This is a genomic window from Eleftheria terrae, assembly GCF_030419005.1.
GTDB classification, from domain to species: domain Bacteria; phylum Pseudomonadota; class Gammaproteobacteria; order Burkholderiales; family Burkholderiaceae_C; genus Caldimonas; species Caldimonas terrae.
Genome location: NZ_CP106951.1, coordinates 4,691,938 through 4,706,799, shown reverse-complemented (window position 1 = coordinate 4,706,799; position 14,862 = coordinate 4,691,938). Strand labels below are relative to the sequence as shown.

At 70.1% G+C, this 14,862-nt stretch carries 14 protein-coding genes and 2 pseudogenes; 10 read left to right on the top strand and 6 right to left on the bottom strand.

All coding sequences use genetic code 11. The features are described from left to right. Positions 1-2: 2 nt before the first annotated feature. The 4 genes from preA (at position 3) to N7L95_RS20940 (ending at position 5,771) form a co-directional block, all read left to right on the top strand. Complete coding sequence (gene preA / locus N7L95_RS20955; RefSeq protein WP_301257185.1) at positions 3-1,310, top strand: NAD-dependent dihydropyrimidine dehydrogenase subunit PreA; 1,308 nt, start codon at positions 3-5, stop codon at positions 1,308-1,310. 205 nt (positions 1,311-1,515) lie between these two features. Continuing rightward, positions 1,516-2,970 carry an NCS1 family nucleobase:cation symporter-1 gene (locus tag N7L95_RS20950; protein ID WP_301257184.1) on the top strand — a complete coding sequence of 485 codons (1,455 nt, stop codon included), beginning with the start codon at positions 1,516-1,518 and terminating at the stop codon, positions 2,968-2,970. A gap of 39 nt (positions 2,971-3,009) precedes the next feature. Next, the gene (gene hydA / locus N7L95_RS20945; protein WP_301257183.1) at positions 3,010-4,470 is read left to right on the top strand and encodes a dihydropyrimidinase; all 1,461 of its coding nucleotides are present in this window, start codon (positions 3,010-3,012) and stop codon (positions 4,468-4,470) included. A 17-nt stretch (positions 4,471-4,487) separates the two neighbouring features. Continuing rightward, complete coding sequence (locus N7L95_RS20940; RefSeq protein ID WP_301257182.1) at positions 4,488-5,771, top strand: Zn-dependent hydrolase; 1,284 nt, start codon at positions 4,488-4,490, stop codon at positions 5,769-5,771. A gap of 224 nt (positions 5,772-5,995) precedes the next feature. Here the strand turns inward: N7L95_RS20940 and N7L95_RS29640 are convergent, their stop codons facing one another. From N7L95_RS29640 to N7L95_RS20920, 6 genes and pseudogenes are all read right to left on the bottom strand, one after another. Continuing rightward, the gene (locus N7L95_RS29640) at positions 5,996-6,115 is read right to left on the bottom strand and encodes a PAS domain-containing protein (protein WP_363324850.1); all 120 of its coding nucleotides are present in this window, start codon (positions 6,113-6,115) and stop codon (positions 5,996-5,998) included. A gap of 104 nt (positions 6,116-6,219) precedes the next feature. Further along, a pseudogene (locus N7L95_RS20935) lies at positions 6,220-6,543 on the bottom strand (PAS domain S-box protein); the annotation flags it as partial. 115 nt (positions 6,544-6,658) lie between these two features. Then, positions 6,659-6,820 (bottom strand): annotated as a pseudogene (locus tag N7L95_RS29635) (PAS domain-containing protein); the annotation flags it as partial. A gap of 532 nt (positions 6,821-7,352) precedes the next feature. Continuing rightward, positions 7,353-7,553, bottom strand: coding sequence for a hypothetical protein (locus N7L95_RS20930; protein ID WP_301257180.1), 201 nt, complete (start codon positions 7,551-7,553; stop codon positions 7,353-7,355). A gap of 108 nt (positions 7,554-7,661) precedes the next feature. Then, a complete protein-coding gene (locus tag N7L95_RS20925; RefSeq protein WP_301257179.1) occupies positions 7,662-8,141 on the bottom strand; it encodes a nuclear transport factor 2 family protein in 480 nt (159 codons plus the stop codon). Then, entirely contained in the window at positions 8,138-8,728 is a 591-nt protein-coding gene (locus N7L95_RS20920; protein ID WP_301257178.1) for a TetR/AcrR family transcriptional regulator, read from the bottom strand. Before N7L95_RS20920 ends, N7L95_RS20925 begins: the two co-directional genes overlap by 4 nt. Before the next feature lie 209 nt (positions 8,729-8,937). Here N7L95_RS20920 and N7L95_RS20915 point away from each other — a divergent pair, with 209 nt between their 5' ends. The 6 genes from N7L95_RS20915 to rbsD are packed head-to-tail and all read left to right on the top strand — an operon-like array spanning position 8,938 to position 14,795. Further along, entirely contained in the window at positions 8,938-9,891 is a 954-nt protein-coding gene (locus N7L95_RS20915; protein WP_301257177.1) for a sugar ABC transporter substrate-binding protein, read from the top strand. A 10-nt stretch (positions 9,892-9,901) separates the two neighbouring features. Further along, complete coding sequence (locus N7L95_RS20910; protein ID WP_301257176.1) at positions 9,902-11,449, top strand: sugar ABC transporter ATP-binding protein; 1,548 nt, start codon at positions 9,902-9,904, stop codon at positions 11,447-11,449. Next, on the top strand, positions 11,446-12,438 hold the full coding sequence (locus N7L95_RS20905; RefSeq protein ID WP_301257175.1) for an ABC transporter permease: 993 nt from the start codon (positions 11,446-11,448) through the stop codon (positions 12,436-12,438). The genes N7L95_RS20910 and N7L95_RS20905 overlap by 4 nt, the downstream gene beginning before the upstream one ends. Positions 12,439-12,442: 4 nt before the next feature. Beyond that, positions 12,443-13,468: a LacI family DNA-binding transcriptional regulator gene (locus N7L95_RS20900; protein WP_301257174.1), complete on the top strand. Its 1,026-nt coding sequence runs from the start codon at positions 12,443-12,445 to the stop codon at positions 13,466-13,468. Further along, positions 13,465-14,412 (top strand): ribokinase, encoded by a 948-nt coding sequence (gene rbsK / locus N7L95_RS20895; protein ID WP_301257173.1) that lies wholly within the window; start codon positions 13,465-13,467, stop codon positions 14,410-14,412. The genes N7L95_RS20900 and rbsK overlap by 4 nt, the downstream gene beginning before the upstream one ends. Continuing rightward, positions 14,409-14,795, top strand: coding sequence for a D-ribose pyranase (gene rbsD / locus N7L95_RS20890; protein WP_301257172.1), 387 nt, complete (start codon positions 14,409-14,411; stop codon positions 14,793-14,795). Before rbsK ends, rbsD begins: the two co-directional genes overlap by 4 nt. The last annotated feature ends 67 nt before the right edge of the window (positions 14,796-14,862 follow it).

Genomic DNA, 14,862 nt, shown 5'->3' with positions numbered 1-14,862 from the left:
TCATGGCCGATCTGAGCAGCAACTTCGTGGGCATCCGCAGCCCCAACCCCTTCTGGCTGGCCTCGGCGCCCCCCACCGACAAGGCCTACAACGTCGTGCGTGCCTTCGAGGCGGGCTGGGGTGGCGTGGTCTGGAAGACGCTCGGCGAGGACCCGCCGGTGGTCAACGTCAGTGGCCCGCGCTACAGCACCCTGCTGGGTCCGGACCGGCGGGTGCTTGGCTTCAACAACATCGAGCTGATCACCGACCGGCCGCTGCAGCTCAACCTGCAGGAGATCAGCCGCGTCAAGCGCGACTGGCCCGACCGTGCCATGGTCGTCTCGCTGATGGTGCCTTGCGAGGAGGCCGCCTGGAAACGCATCCTGCCCATGGTCGAGGACACCGGGGCCGACGGCATCGAGCTGAACTTCGGCTGCCCGCACGGCATGAGCGAGCGCGGCATGGGCGCGGCGGTGGGCCAGGTGCCGGAATACATCGAGATGGTCACTCAATGGTGCAAGCACCATTCGCGGCTGCCGGTGATCGTGAAGCTCACGCCCAACATCACCGACGTGCGCCACCCTGCACGCGCGGCACGCCGCGGCGGGGCGGATGCGGTGTCGCTGATCAACACCATCAACTCGGTGATGGGCGTGGACCTGGAGCGCATGGCCATGCTGCCCAGCACCGACGGCCATGGCTCGCACGGCGGCTACTGCGGGCCGGCCGTCAAGCCGATCGCGCTGAACATGGTGGCCGAGATCGCGCGCGATCCGGAAACCGCCGGCCTGCCCCTGTCCGGCATCGGCGGCGTCAGCACTTGGCGCGATGCCGCCGAGTTCATCACCCTGGGCTGCGGCACGGTGCAGGTGTGCACCGCCGCCATGGTCTATGGTTTCAGGATCGTGCAGGACCTGGTCAGCGGCCTGTCCAACTTCATGGACAGCCACGGCCATGCCACGCTGGACAGCCTGCGCGGCCGTGCGCTGCCCAGCGTGACCGACTGGCGACAGCTCAACCTCAACCATGTCGAGAAGGCCGTCATCGATGCCGACCTGTGCATTGGCTGCGGCCGCTGCCACGTGGTGTGCGAAGACACCTCGCACCAGGCCATCACCGCCACCCTGAATGGCCAGCGCCATTTCGAGGTGAAGGAGGAGGACTGCGTGGGATGCAACCTCTGCGCCTCCATCTGCCCGGTGCCAGGCTGCATCACCATGCGCAGCCTGCAAGCCGGCGAGATGGACCGCCGCACCGGCGCGGCGGTCAGCGGCGCATACGCGAACTGGACCACCCATCCCAACAACCCGCTGCGGCATGAGCCTGCATGAACGAAGGCGACCCGGATGGTGCACCTCGCGCGGGGCCGCGGTCGACCGGCGCGGTGATCGGGCCGTAGCGACCCCCCCCATCCGGTGAGTCCGCCACAGCCAGGGCGCATCAGCCATGGCACACGGGCCGCAACGAATGGCCCGCCCCTTGCAGTGCCACCGCGGGCGACCGCCCGCGGCGCTTCCACCCACCAGGAGAAACGGCATGAATCCTTCCTACACCTCCCCGGCCGGCACGCTGCCGGGGAGCCATGGCGACGAGCTGGCCAACGCCGACCTGCTGCCCACCACCGACGCCCAGCGGCACTGGCGCTGGAAGGACTACGCCGCCCTGTGGGTCGGCATGGTCATCTGCGTGCCGACCTACACCATGGCCAGCGCCATGCTCGACCAGGGCTTCACCTGGCAGCAGGCGATCTGGCTGGTCTTCCTCGCGAACTGCATCGTGCTGGTGCCCATGCTGCTGATCGGGCGCGCAGGCGCGAAGCACGGCATCCCCTTCCCGGTGCTCAGCCGTGCCGCCTTTGGCGTGAAGGGCGCCAGCCTGCCCGCCGTGCTGCGCGGCTTGGTGGCCTGTGGCTGGTTCTCGATCAACTGCTGGTTCGGCGCGCTGGCGCTGCACGGGCTGCTGAACACGCTGGGCCTCGGGCTGGCAGCGCCGGCGCCTGGCGAGACCATCAGCGCCTCGCAGCTCGCCTGTTTCCTGGCATTCTGGGCGGTGCACCTGTGGTTCATCTGGCGCGGGCTGGAGTCGGTGCGGGTGCTGGAAGTGGTGGCGGCGCCACTGATGATCGCCGCCTCGGTCGCGCTGGTGGCATGGGCCTTCGTCCAGGTGCCGCCCGCGCAGATCTTTGCGCTGCCCGCCAAGGTCGTGGAGGGCGGCCCCAGGACCTGGGCGGCGCTGACCGGCCTGGTCGGCTTCTGGGCCACCCTGGCCCTCAACATCCCCGACTTCACCCGCTTCGCGCGCTCGCAGCGCGAGCAGATCATCGGCCAGGCGGTGGGCCTGCCCCTGCCGATGGCGCTGTTCTCGCTGGTGGGGGTGATTGGCTTCTCGGTGTCGCAGATCCTGTATGGCAAGGCCCAGCTGTTCCCCGACGGCCTGCTGACGCAGATGGGCCCGGTGGCCGCCGGCCTCGGCCTGGTGGTGATCCTGCTGGCCAACCTGACCACCAACGTCGCCGCCAACCTGGTCTCGCCGTCCTACGACTTCTCGCAAGTGGCGCCCGGACGCATCAGCTTCCGCACCGGCGGGCTCATTGCGGCCGGCATCGGCCTGGTCTTCATGCCATGGAAGCTGCTGGCCACCTCCGGCGGCTACCTCTTCAGCTGGCTGGGCGGCTACGGCACGCTGCTGGGCGCCATCGCTGGCGTGCTGCTGGCGGACTACTACCTGCTGCGCAAGACCGAGTTGAACATGCGCGACCTCTACCGCCGCGGCGGCGACTACGAATACCGCAATGGCTGGAACCCGCAGGCGGTGATGGCGCTGGTGCTCGGCGTGCTGCCCTGCCTGCCCGGCTACCTGGCGGTGTCCGGCGTGGTGTCGAAGACCTCGGTCTCGCCGCTGCTGCTCGGCCTGTTTGACTTCGGCTGGTTCTTCAGCCTGGCGGTGGCGGGCGCCTGCTACCTGGCCACGGCACCGCGCACGCGCTCCTAGGCCGAGGCGCATCCCCACACACATGGAAGGAGACGGACGATGGACACTGCCTATCTGATCCAGGGCGGCACCGTGGTGAATGCCGACCGCGAGTTCAAGGCCGACGTGCTGTGCGTCGGCGGCCAGGTCGCCGCCGTCGGCGAGGACGCGGCGCGGCAGGCGCCGGCCGGCGCCGAACGGCTCGACGCCAGCGGCCAGTACGTGCTGCCGGGTGGCATCGACCCGCACACGCACATGCAGCTGCCCTTCATGGGCACCGTGACGATGGACGACTTCTACAGCGGCACCGCCGCCGCGCTGGCCGGTGGCACCACCACCATCATCGACTTCGTCATTCCCAACCCGAAGCAGCCGCTGATGGAGGCCTACCGCACCTGGCGCGGCTGGGCCGAGAAGGCCGCGGCCGACTACAGCTTCCATGTCGCGGTGACCTGGTGGGGCGACAGCGTGCACCGCGACATGGGCACGCTGGTGCAGGAGGAAGGCGTCAACAGCTTCAAGCACTTCATGGCGTACAAGAACGCCATCATGTGCGACGACGAGACGCTGGTGAACAGCTTCCGCCGCGCGCTCGAGCTGGGCGCCATGCCGACCGTGCATGCCGAGAACGGCGAGCTGGTCTACCTGCTGCAGCAGGAAGTGGCGCGCATGGGCATCACCGGGCCGGAAGGGCACCCCCTGGCCCGCCCGCCGATGGTGGAAGGCGAGGCGGCCAACCGCGCGATCGCGATCGCCGAGGTGCTGGGCGTGCCGATCTACATCGTGCACGTCTCGTGCATCGAGGCCGCCGAGGCCATTGCACGGGCGCGCGCCCGCGGCCAGCGGGTCTACGGCGAGGTGCTGGCCGGCCATCTGCTGATCGACGACAGCGTCTACCGCCATCCCGACTTCGCCACCGCGGCCGCCCATGTGATGAGCCCGCCCTTCCGGCCCAAGGGCCACCAGGAGATGCTGTGGCGCGGCCTGCAGTCCGGCCAGCTGCACACCACCGCGACCGATCACTGCAGCTTCTGCGCCGAGCAGAAGGCCATGGGCCGCACCGATTTCACGAAGATCCCCAACGGCTGCGGCGGCGTGGAGGAGCGCATGGCGGTGCTGTGGGACGCGGGCGTGAACACCGGCCGGCTGACACCGAGCGAGTTTGTCGCGGTGACCTCGGCCAATGCGGCCCGCCTGTTCAACCTCTATCCACGCAAGGGCTGCATCGCGGTCGGCGCCGACGCCGACCTGGTGCTGTGGGACCCGCAGGGCAGCCAGACGCTGTCGGCACGCACCCAGCATTCACGGGGCGACTTCAACCTCTTCGAGGGCCGAACGGTGCGCGGCGTGCCCAGCCACACGCTGAGCCAGGGCACGCTGGTGTGGGCCCGGGGGGACCTGCGGGCCCGTCAGGGCGCCGGGCGCTACCTGAAGCGACCGCCCTTCGGACCGCATTTCGATGCCGCCATTCGCCGCAACCATGAACTGGCCCCGAGCGCCGTCGTGCGCGAGGCCCCCTGACAGCAAGGAGCACCGGCATGGACACGCGAGTCAAGACCGACATCGAGCACCTGCGCATCGACGGCGACCGCCTGTGGCAGTCGCTGATGGAGCTGGCATCCATCGGCGCCACGCCGAAGGGCGGCGTCTGCCGCCTGGCGCTGACCGACCTCGACCGCCAGGGCCGCGATCTGGTCTGTCGCTGGGCGCGCGAAGCGGGGCTGGCGCTCACGGTGGACGCGATCGGCAACGTCTTCATGCGCCGGCCCGGGCGCAACGACCGGCTGCCGCCGGTGATGACCGGCAGCCACATCGACACCCAGCCCACCGGCGGCAAGTTCGATGGCAACTATGGCGTGCTGGCCGGACTGGAGGTGGTGCGCACGCTCAACGACCACGGCATCGAGACCGAGGCACCGCTCGAGGTGGCCTTCTGGACCAACGAGGAAGGCTCGCGGTTCGTGCCGGTGATGATGGGCTCCGGCGTCTTCGCCCAGGCCTTCACGCTGGAGCACGCCTATGCCGCCCGCGACGTGGACGGCAAGAGCGTGCAGGAGGAACTGCGGCGCATCGGCTACGTCGGCGAGGAGACGCCGGGCCAGCATCCGGTGGGTGCCTACTTCGAGACCCACATCGAGCAGGGCCCGGTGCTGGAGGCCCATGGCAAGACCATCGGCGTGGTCGATGCGGTGCTGGGCATCCGCTGGTACGACTGCACGGTGACGGGCATGGAGGCCCATGCCGGCCCGACGCCGATGGCGGTACGCCGAGATGCGCTGCAGGTGTCGACCCGGCTGATGCAGGAGGTGGTGGCGCTGGCGCACCGGCATGCGCCGCACGGCCGGGGCACGGTGGGCATGGTGCAGGTCTTCCCCAACAGCCGCAATGTGATTCCCGGCCGGGTGAAGTTCTCGATCGACCTGCGCAACGTCAGCAACGAGTTGCTCGACCGCATGGATGCCGAGCTGCACGCATTCGCCACCGACCTGTCGCGCGACAGCGGCCTGCCCATCCACATCGAGCAGGTGTCTCACTATCCGGCGGTGCCGTTTCATCCCGAGTGCGTGGCGGCGGTGCGGCAGGCCGCCGGGAAGCTGGGCTATTCGCACATGGACGCGGTCTCTGGCGCCGGGCACGACGCGGTGTATGTCGCGCGGCTGGCCCCGGCGGGAATGATCTTCATCCCGTGCAAGGACGGCATCAGCCACAACGAGATCGAGTCCGCCACGCCGGAGCATGTCGCCGCGGGGGCCAACGTGTTGTTGCATGCGATGCTGGCGCGCGCCGGCCTGCCGGGCAGCGGGCGGGGCGCTCCGGTGTGACGCCGCCGCGGGCGGCCCGGGTCGCTTTCGCCGGGCAAGCGGCGATGGGTCCACGGCTCGCTGGCCGGCGCGCGCGTCAGCCACCCGCCCGCGCCTGCCGGCCCGCCGGGCAGCGGCGGCATGCCGTCGCGCCGCAGGCCCCACAGGCTCAGGCCGGCGCCCATGGTGCGCACCTTCGGCTGGCGCAGGAACGACTCGCGATGCGCGGGATGCGCGTTTCGGAATCACTCCGGCATCAGCATCTCCACCGGCTGCCCCAGCAGTTCTTCCCGCTTCCATCCGAACAGCGACAGCGTTTGCGAATTGGCCAGGACGATGCGTCCCGTCGGGTCCACGACCACCATGGCATCGGGGCGCACTCCAGCAAGGCGCGGAACATCTGGTTGGTGCGCCGTCGTGTTTCCTGGCGCTCGGTGATGTCGCGCACCGCGCACATCACCATCGGTCCCTCGCCGGTCGAGAGCGGGCTGAGGCTGATCTCCACCGGCACCTCCTCACCGTCGCGGCGCTGGCCGTAGAGTTCCAGCCCCACGCCCATGGAGCGGCCCCGCGGCTGCTCGAGGAACTGCCCGCGGTGCGCCAGGTGAAGCTCGCGCGCGTGAGGCGGCAGCAGCATTTCCACCGCCTGCCCGAGCAGCGCTTCCCGCGGGTAGCCGAACAGTCCTTCGGCTCGCGAATTGGTCAGGATAATATGCCCGGTGGCATTCACGATCAGGATCGCGTCGGGCGTGTGCGCCAGCAGGTCGCGGTACTGCGTCTGCACCAGCTTCATGTCGCGCGAGACCTGAGCGGTGTGACGTCCTTCTTCGTGACGATGAAGCCGAGCAACGCGCCGTCATCACCACGCAGCGCCTTGGTCGAGCTGTTGACATGCACCTTGGAGCCGCGCGTCTCCGGCAGACGCCTTCATCGACGTGCAGCTCGCCTCGCTCGGCAGCCTGCAGGACGCGGTGGAAGCTGGCTTGCTGGCCGGCCGTACCGATCAAGTCGACCAGCGGGCGTCGCATGGCGTCGCTCGCCTCGTAGCCAAACAGGCGCCCGGCGGCCATGTTCCAGTGCAGAACAGCGCCTGCGGGGTCCAAAGGATCACAGCATCCGGCGTCTCACTGAGCAAACAGTCAGCGAGCTTGTCCTTCATCTGATCGCTCCTTCTCGCGGCCGCGCTGCTGCACGAGGCAGAACGCAGCGCCCCGAAACGCCTCCCCACCGCAGACGACGGCAGCGCAATCCGGTGCCCTTTCTTCTCAGATGAGAAGGATGAGTGGCAACTGTATAAGCGTACCCCTGCGCCTTGATTCATGGCAAGACTTTCGCTGCCATGGCTTTTGGCGGTGCGGCGCCCAGGGAAGCGGTCGCGTCAGTGCCACGTGGCGCTGCAATGGTGCAAGACGGCCCACAAGAGGGCGGGAGCTGGAGGGTGGATCGGCCGGGCCGGCCCTCCGGGGAAGATGGCGAGAAGGCCATCGGATCATGCCGACCTCGCCCCTGCCACGGAGGACGGCGCAGGACGGCCCGGCGCGGTATGGGGTGGAAGGCCCCGCTGTTGGCGAGGCAGTCGCGTGCGGCTGAAGCCGATGCGGCTTACCAGGCGCCCCCACCGCTGCACGCGACCGCCATCGCTTCGGCCGTGCGCTCCGGGCAATACGAATTGCCGTACTCCTGCCACGCGGCAGCGGCCCATTCGCGGGCGCCTTGCGGGTCCTCGCCGCGGGTGCGGGCCAGCAGGCGCGCGGTGAAGCGCTCGATCCAGTCGGTCATGCGATTGAGGTCGTTGGCATCCATTCCTAGCTCCCTTCTTGGAAACGGTGTGCGCATCGTAGGGCAGCCGCAGCGCTTTGGCGCTTCGCCAAATACCGTGCGGCATGTCGGAGCTATCCTACGCCTCGTCGCTCAGAGTCCCAAGTCGCTCAGACCCGGGTGCTCATCGGGCCGCCGCCCCAGCGGCCAGTGGTACTTGCGCTCGGCCTCGCGGATCGGCAGGTCGTTGATCGAGGCATGCCGCCGGCTCATCCGGCCATCGGCGTCGAATTCCCAGTTCTCGTTGCCGTAGGAGCGGAACCACTGCCCCGAGTCGTCATGCCATTCGTAGGCAAAGCGCACGGCGATGCGATGGCTGTCGAAGGCCCACAACTCTTTGATGAGGCGGTAGTCCAGCTCGCGAGCCCACTTGCGGCCAAGGAACTGTTCGATCGCCGCCCGCCCCTCGACGAACTCGGCCCGGTTGCGCCAGCGGCTGTCGAGCGTGTAGGCCTGCGCGACCCGTTGCGGGTCTCGGCTGTTCCAGGCGTCTTCGGCCAGGCGCACCTTCTGCACCGCGCTGTCAATCGTGAACGGAGGCAGCGGCGGGCGGGCTGCGTTGGGGGACATCATCGGTCGTTCTCCTGAGGGGGGAATGGCAGGGTGTCGAGCAGCGCGCGCGCCACCGACTGGGCATCGAGCGCCGCCGCCGGGCTGCCAGCGACGCTGGCCACCGCGATGGCGCCATCGACCAGCACCAGGAAGCGCGCCGCCCAGGCCTGCGGCGACGGGCATCCGGCCGCCTGGCAAGCCGAGGCCAGCCAGTCCAGCAGAGCCGCCTTGTGCTCGCGGGCCACCACGCGCGCGGGCTCGTTGGGGTCGGCGTACTGGCCGGTGATGTTGATGAAGGCGCAGCCGTGGAAGTCCTCGGTGCCGAACCAGTCGTGCAGCACATCGAAGACGGCCAGCAGGCGCTCGCGCGGGTCGGTGGCGCGGCGCGTCACTTCCCGATCGAGCCAGGACATCCAGCGCACATGGCGCTGCTGCAACACCTGGCGCACCAGCCCCTCCTTGGAACCGAAGCGCTTGTAGATGGTGCGCCGCGGCACACCGGACAGGCGCACGATGCCGTCCATCCCGACGGCATGCACGCCGTGAGCGTAGATGAGCGCTTCCGCGCTGCGCAGCACCTGTTCTTCGAGGGGCAAAAGTGGCGACATACCGCCATGGTAGAACGATCGTTCTACACCGTCAAATCGGCTGGAGCGGCGCCGCCACCTCGGGTAAGCCCCAGGACGCAAACGTTTGCGCAAACGTTTGCCTCCCCCTATCATGCCGCTCCGTGAGAGCCGGCCGCCATGCACGCGGTCGGCGTCCATGCGCCGGCCCGCGCCGGGGCTCGCCGATCCAACACCTAGGAGACAGACCGATGAAACTGACCCGCCGCACCCTGCAAGCCGCTGCTGCCGCCGCCCTGCTCGGCAGCCTGTGCACCGGCCCGGCCCTGGCGGCCGACGCGCCCAAGGTGGCGCTGGTGATGAAGTCGCTGGCCAACGAGTTCTTCCGCACCATGGAAGACGGCGCCAAGGCGCACCAGAAGGCCAACGCCGGCAAGTACACGCTCATTGCCAACGGCATCAAGGACGAGACCGACACCGCTGCGCAGATCAAGATCGTCGAGCAGATGATTGCGCAGAAGGTCGACGCGCTGGTCATCGCGCCGGCTGATTCCAAGGCGCTGGCACCGGTGGTGAAGCAGGCCATCGACAAGGGCATCCTGGTGGTCAACATCGACAACCGCTTCGACGCCGCCGCGCTGCAAGAGAAAAACATCAAGGTGCCCTTCGTCGGCCCCGACAACCGCCTGGGCGCCAAGATGGTCGGCGAGCACCTGGCCAAGAGCCTGAAGGCCGGCGACAAGGTCGGCATCATCGAGGGCGTCTCCACCACCACCAATGCACAGCAGCGCACCCTCGGCTTCCAGGATGCGATGAAGGCCGCCGGCATCACGGTGGTCGGCGTGCAGTCGGGCCAGTGGGAGATCAACAAGGGCAACACGGTCGCCGCCGGCATGCTGCGCGAGCACCCGGACCTGAAGGCCCTGCTGGCCGGCAATGACAACATGGCGCTCGGCGCGGTGGCTGCCATCAAGGCAGCCGGCAAGGCCGGCAAGGTGCAGGTGGTGGGTTACGACAACATCAACGCCATCAAGCCGATGCTCAACGACGGCCGCGTGCTCGCCACGGCCGACCAGTTCGCCGCCAAGCAGGCGGTGTTCGGCATCGAAACCGCGCTGAAGGCACTGGCCGACAAGACCCCGCAAGCCAACATGCCGGCCGAGATCAAGACCGACGTGGTCGTGGTCACCAAGGCCGCCAAGTAAGGTGGCGCCGATGCCCGAGACGACCCACCGCCCGGCCCCCGCCGCCGGCACGGCCGTGCTGTCGCTCGACGGCATCGGCAAGGACTACGCCGAGCCGGTGCTCGACGGCGTGTCGCTGCAGCTGCTCGGCGGCGAGGTGCTCGCCCTCACCGGCGAGAACGGCGCCGGCAAGAGCACCCTGTCCAAGATCATCTGCGGCCTCGTCACGCCCACCCGCGGCATGCTGCAGTTGGACGGGCGCGACTACCGGCCCGCCTCGCGCCGCGAGGCCGAACGGCTCGGCGTGCGCATGGTGATGCAGGAACTCGGCCTGGTGCCGACGCTCACCGTGGCCGAGAACCTGCTGCTCGGCCGGCTGCCGCACCGCGCCGGCTGGGTCCGACGTGCCGAGCTGCATGCCCAGGCGCGGCGGCAGCTGGCCAAGATCGGCCTGGACGACATCGACCCCGGCACGCCGGTGTCGCGGCTGGGCATCGGCCACCAGCAGATGGTGGAGATTGCCCGCAACCTGCAGGACGACACCCGGGTGCTGGTGCTCGACGAGCCCACGGCCATGCTCACGCCGCGCGAGACCGACCGGCTGTTCGAGCAGATCGACCGGCTGCGCGCTGCCGGCGTCTCGCTGGTCTATGTGTCGCACCGGCTCGAAGAGCTGCAGCGCATCGCCCAGCGCGTGGCCGTGCTGCGCGACGGCCGGCTGGTCGATGTACGGCCGATGGCCGGGCTGGGCGAGGCCGAGCTGGTGCAGCGCATGGTCGGCCGCGAGGTGCGCAGCGAGGAACACCGCCCGCGCCGCGACGCCGGCCCGGTGCGCCTGAGCGCGCGCGGCCTGAGCCGGGGCCAGGCGGTGCGCGAGGTCGACCTGGACCTGCGCGCCGGCGAGGTCTTCGGCATCGCCGGCCTGGTGGGCTCCGGCCGTACCGAGCTGCTGCGCCTGTTGTTTGGTGCCGACCGCGCCGACGCCGGCCAGGTCTGGCGCGAGACCGACGGCGTGCGGCACAGCTGGCGCACGCCTGAGCAGGCCATCCGCGCCGGCGTGGGCCTGATCACCGAGGACCGCAAGTCGCAGGGCCTGCTGCTGCCGCAGTCGGTGCGCGTCAACACCTCGCTGAGCCGGCTGGGTGCGGTCTCGCGCGGCGGCTGGCTGCAACCGGGGCGCGAGCAGCAGCTGGCACGCGACTTCATCAAGCGCCTGCGCATCCGCTGCCACAGCGAGGAGCAGCCGGTCGGCGCGCTCAGCGGTGGCAACCAGCAGAAAGTGGTCTTCGCGCGCTGGATGCTGCGCGACTGCGACGTGCTGCTGCTGGACGAGCCGACCCGCGGCGTCGATGTCGGCGCCCGCGCCGACCTGTACCAGGAGCTGGACCGCATGGCCGCCGCCGGCAAGGCCCTGCTGATGGTCTCCAGCGACCTGCGCGAGCTGATGGCCATGTGCGACCGCATCGGCGTGATGAGCGCCGGCCGCCTGGTGCGCGTCTTCGAGCGCGGCCAGTGGAGCGAACAGTCGCTGCTCGCCGCTGCCTTCAGCGGCCAGGGCGAACGCGCCCGAACTGAATGACTGCCATGAACACCACCGTTTCTTCCCTGCCCCCCGCCGCCCCGCGCGCCCTGCGCAGCGAACTCGGCACCTATGTCGGCCTGGCCCTGGTGCTGGTCGCCATGGTGGCGCTGTTCGGCGCCATCAGCGACAACTTCCTGAGCGTCGATACCTTCGTCACCATCGCCAACGACATCCCGGCGCTGGCCGTCATGGCGGTCGGCATGACCTTCGTGCTGATCATCGCCGGCATCGACCTGTCGGTGGGCTCGGTGCTGGCGCTGGCCGCCGCGGTCTCGACAACCGCCATCCTGCAGTGGCAATGGAGCACACCGGCCGCCGCTGCCCTCGGGCTGGCCGCCGGCGCGCTGTGCGGCAGCATCACCGGCGCGGTGTCGGTGGCCTTCCGGCTGCCGTCCTTCATCGTCTCGCTGGGCATGCTGGAAATCGTGCGCGGCAGCGCCTACATGGTGACCGACTCGCGCACCCAGTATGTGGGCGACGCCATCGCCGGGCTGGCCGCGCCATGGATCGGCGGCGTGTCGGTGGCTTTCCTGCTGGCCCTGGTGCTGGTGGCCGTCGGTCAGCTGGTGCTGTCGCGCACGGTGTTCGGTCGCTGCGTGGTGGGCATCGGCACCAACGAGGAAGCGATGCGGCTGGCCGGCGTCGACCCGCGGCCCATCCGCATCGCGGTGTTCGCGCTGACCGGCCTGCTGGCCGGCCTGGCCGGGCTGATGCAGGCGGCGCGCCTGGAGGCGGCCGACCCGAATGCCGGCCAGGGCATCGAGCTGCGCGTGATCGCCGCGGTGGTCATCGGCGGCACCAGCCTGATGGGCGGGCGCGGCTCGGTGGTCAACACCTTCTTCGGCGTGCTCATCATCGCGGTGCTGGAGGCCGGCCTGGCCCAGGTTGGCGCCAGCGAGCCCAGCAAGCGCATCATCACCGGCTGCGTGATCGTGGTGGCGGTGGTGATCGACATGCTGCGCCAGCGCCGCGCCGCGCGGGGCTGAGGCGATGGCCACCATCAAGGACGTCGCGCAGCACGCCGGCGTCTCGGTGACCACCGTCTCGCATGTCGTCAACGGCACCCGGCATGTCAGCGCGGAAGGCCGCGCGCGGGTCGAGCAGGCCATCCGCGAGCTGGGCTACGTGCCGAGCGCGGTGGCCCGCAGCCTGAAGAGCAACAGCACCCGCACGCTGGGCATGCTGATCCCGAACAGCTCCAACCCCTACTTCGCCGAGATCGTGCGCAGCATCGAGGACCGCTGCTTCGACGCCGGCTACACGCTGCTGCTGTGCAACACCGATGACGAGCCGCGCCGCCAGGGCGTCTACCTGCAGGTGCTGGCCGAGCGGCGCATCGACGGCCTGGTGGTGGTCTCCACCGGCCAGGACGCTTCGCTGCCCACCCTGCTGGCCGGGCTGAAGGTGCCGACCGTGCTGCTGGACCGCGAGATCGACTCGCTGCCCTGCGACCTGGTGGAGACCGCGCACCTGCATGGCGCGATGCTGGCCACCCGGCATCTGGCCTCGCTGGGGCACCGCCGCATCGCCTGCATCGGCGGCCCGCGCGACATCGCCTCCAGCGAGCAGCGCATTGCCGGCTGGCGCCAGGCGATGGCCGAGGCCGGCCTCGACGCCGGCGGGGACGAGCTGCTGTGGCACGGCGACTTCACCAGCCAGGGCGGCTACGAGGCGCTGCACGCGCTGCTGCGCCGCCCCGAGCGGCCGAGCGCGGTCTTCATCTGCAACGACCTGATGGCCATGGGCGCGCTGTGCGCCGCGCATGAAAGCGGCCTGCGGGTGCCGGACGACCTGTCCATCGTCGGCTTCGACGACATCGAGCTGGCCCGCTTCACCAGCCCGCCGCTGACCACCGTGGCGCAACCGAAGCAGCGCATCGCCGCACTCGCGGTCGACATGCTGCGCGAGCGCATCGACGGCCGCCGGCAGCAGGCCCGCAAGGTGATGCTGCAGCCGGAGCTCTGCGTGCGCGCCTCGACCGCCCGCTTCAACCCCGATCCGAGAGAAACCGCATGAATGCCTCCTCCCCGGGGCCGGCGCGCATCGTCGTGCTCGGCAGCCTGAACATGGACCTGCTGCTGCGGGTGCCCCGCGCGCCGCAGGCCGGCGAAACGCTGACCGGCCACTCCATCGCCACCCTGCCGGGTGGCAAGGGCGGCAACCAGGCTGTCAGTTGCGCCCGCCAGGGCGGCAGCGTGACGATGGTGGGCCGGGTCGGCAACGATGCCTATGGGCAGGCCCTGCGCGAGGCGCTGGCGCAGGACGGCATCGACCACCGCGCCGTCGCCACCGACGACGGCCCGACCGGCGTGGCGCTCGTGATGGTCGACGACAGCGCGCAGAACCGCATCGTCGTGATCCCCGGCGCCAACGGCCACATCACGATCGATGAGGCGGCACTGGCCGGCCAGCTGCAAGGCGCCGCCTTTCTAGTGACGCAGCTGGAAGCGCCGCTGCCGGCGGTGCTGCAGGCCATCGAGCTGGCCCGCCGCGTGGGTTGCCGGGTGCTGTTCAATCCGTCACCCATGGTGGCGCTGCCCGAGACGCTGTGGCCGTGCATCGACATCCTGGTGCTCAACGAGGTCGAGGCGGCCGAGCTGACCGGCACGGCAGTGGACGACCCGGCCACCGCGCTGGCCGCCGGCCAGGCGCTGCTGGGCCGCGGTACCGGCCGGGTGGTGGTGACACTGGGCTCGCGCGGCGCAGTCGCGGTCGATGCCGACGGCGGCCGCTTCCACCCGGCGCTCGCGGTGAACGCGGTGGACACCACCGCCGCCGGCGACACCTTCACCGGCGCGCTGGCGGTCGGCCTGGCCAACGGCCTGGGCTTCGACCGGGCGGTGCGCCGCGGCATCCAGGCCGCCGCCTGGTGCGTGACCCGGCCAGGCGCCCAGCCTTCCATTCCCCACCTGGCAGCGCTGCAGGCGTTGCCCGAGCCACCTGACTGGACCGTGATATGAAACGCACCTCCCTGCTGCATGCCGAGCTGTCGCATGTCATCGCCCAGCTGGGCCATGGCGACCTGCTGGTGATCGGCGATGCCGGCCTGCCCATCCCCGACGGCCCGCGCCGCATCGACCTGGCCGTCACGCCCGGCCTGCCGGCCTTCGCGCCGGTGCTACGCGCGGTGCTGAGCGAGATGCAGGTGGAGCGCGCGCTGGTGGCCGAGGAAGCGCGGGGCAGCACCGGCCTGCCGGCCTGGTGCGCCGAGCTGCCAGTGGCGGCCGAGACGGTGACGCACGAGGAACTCAAGCGCCTGAGTGCCCGCGCCCGCGCAGTGGTGCGCACGGGAGAGTGCACGCCCTACACCAACGTGGTGCTCTGCGCCGGCGTCACCTTCTGATTCCCGGCCCGAGGGCCGGCCTGCCTGGCGCAGCGCGTTCCGTGGCGACATCGGCGCGACCGGCGCG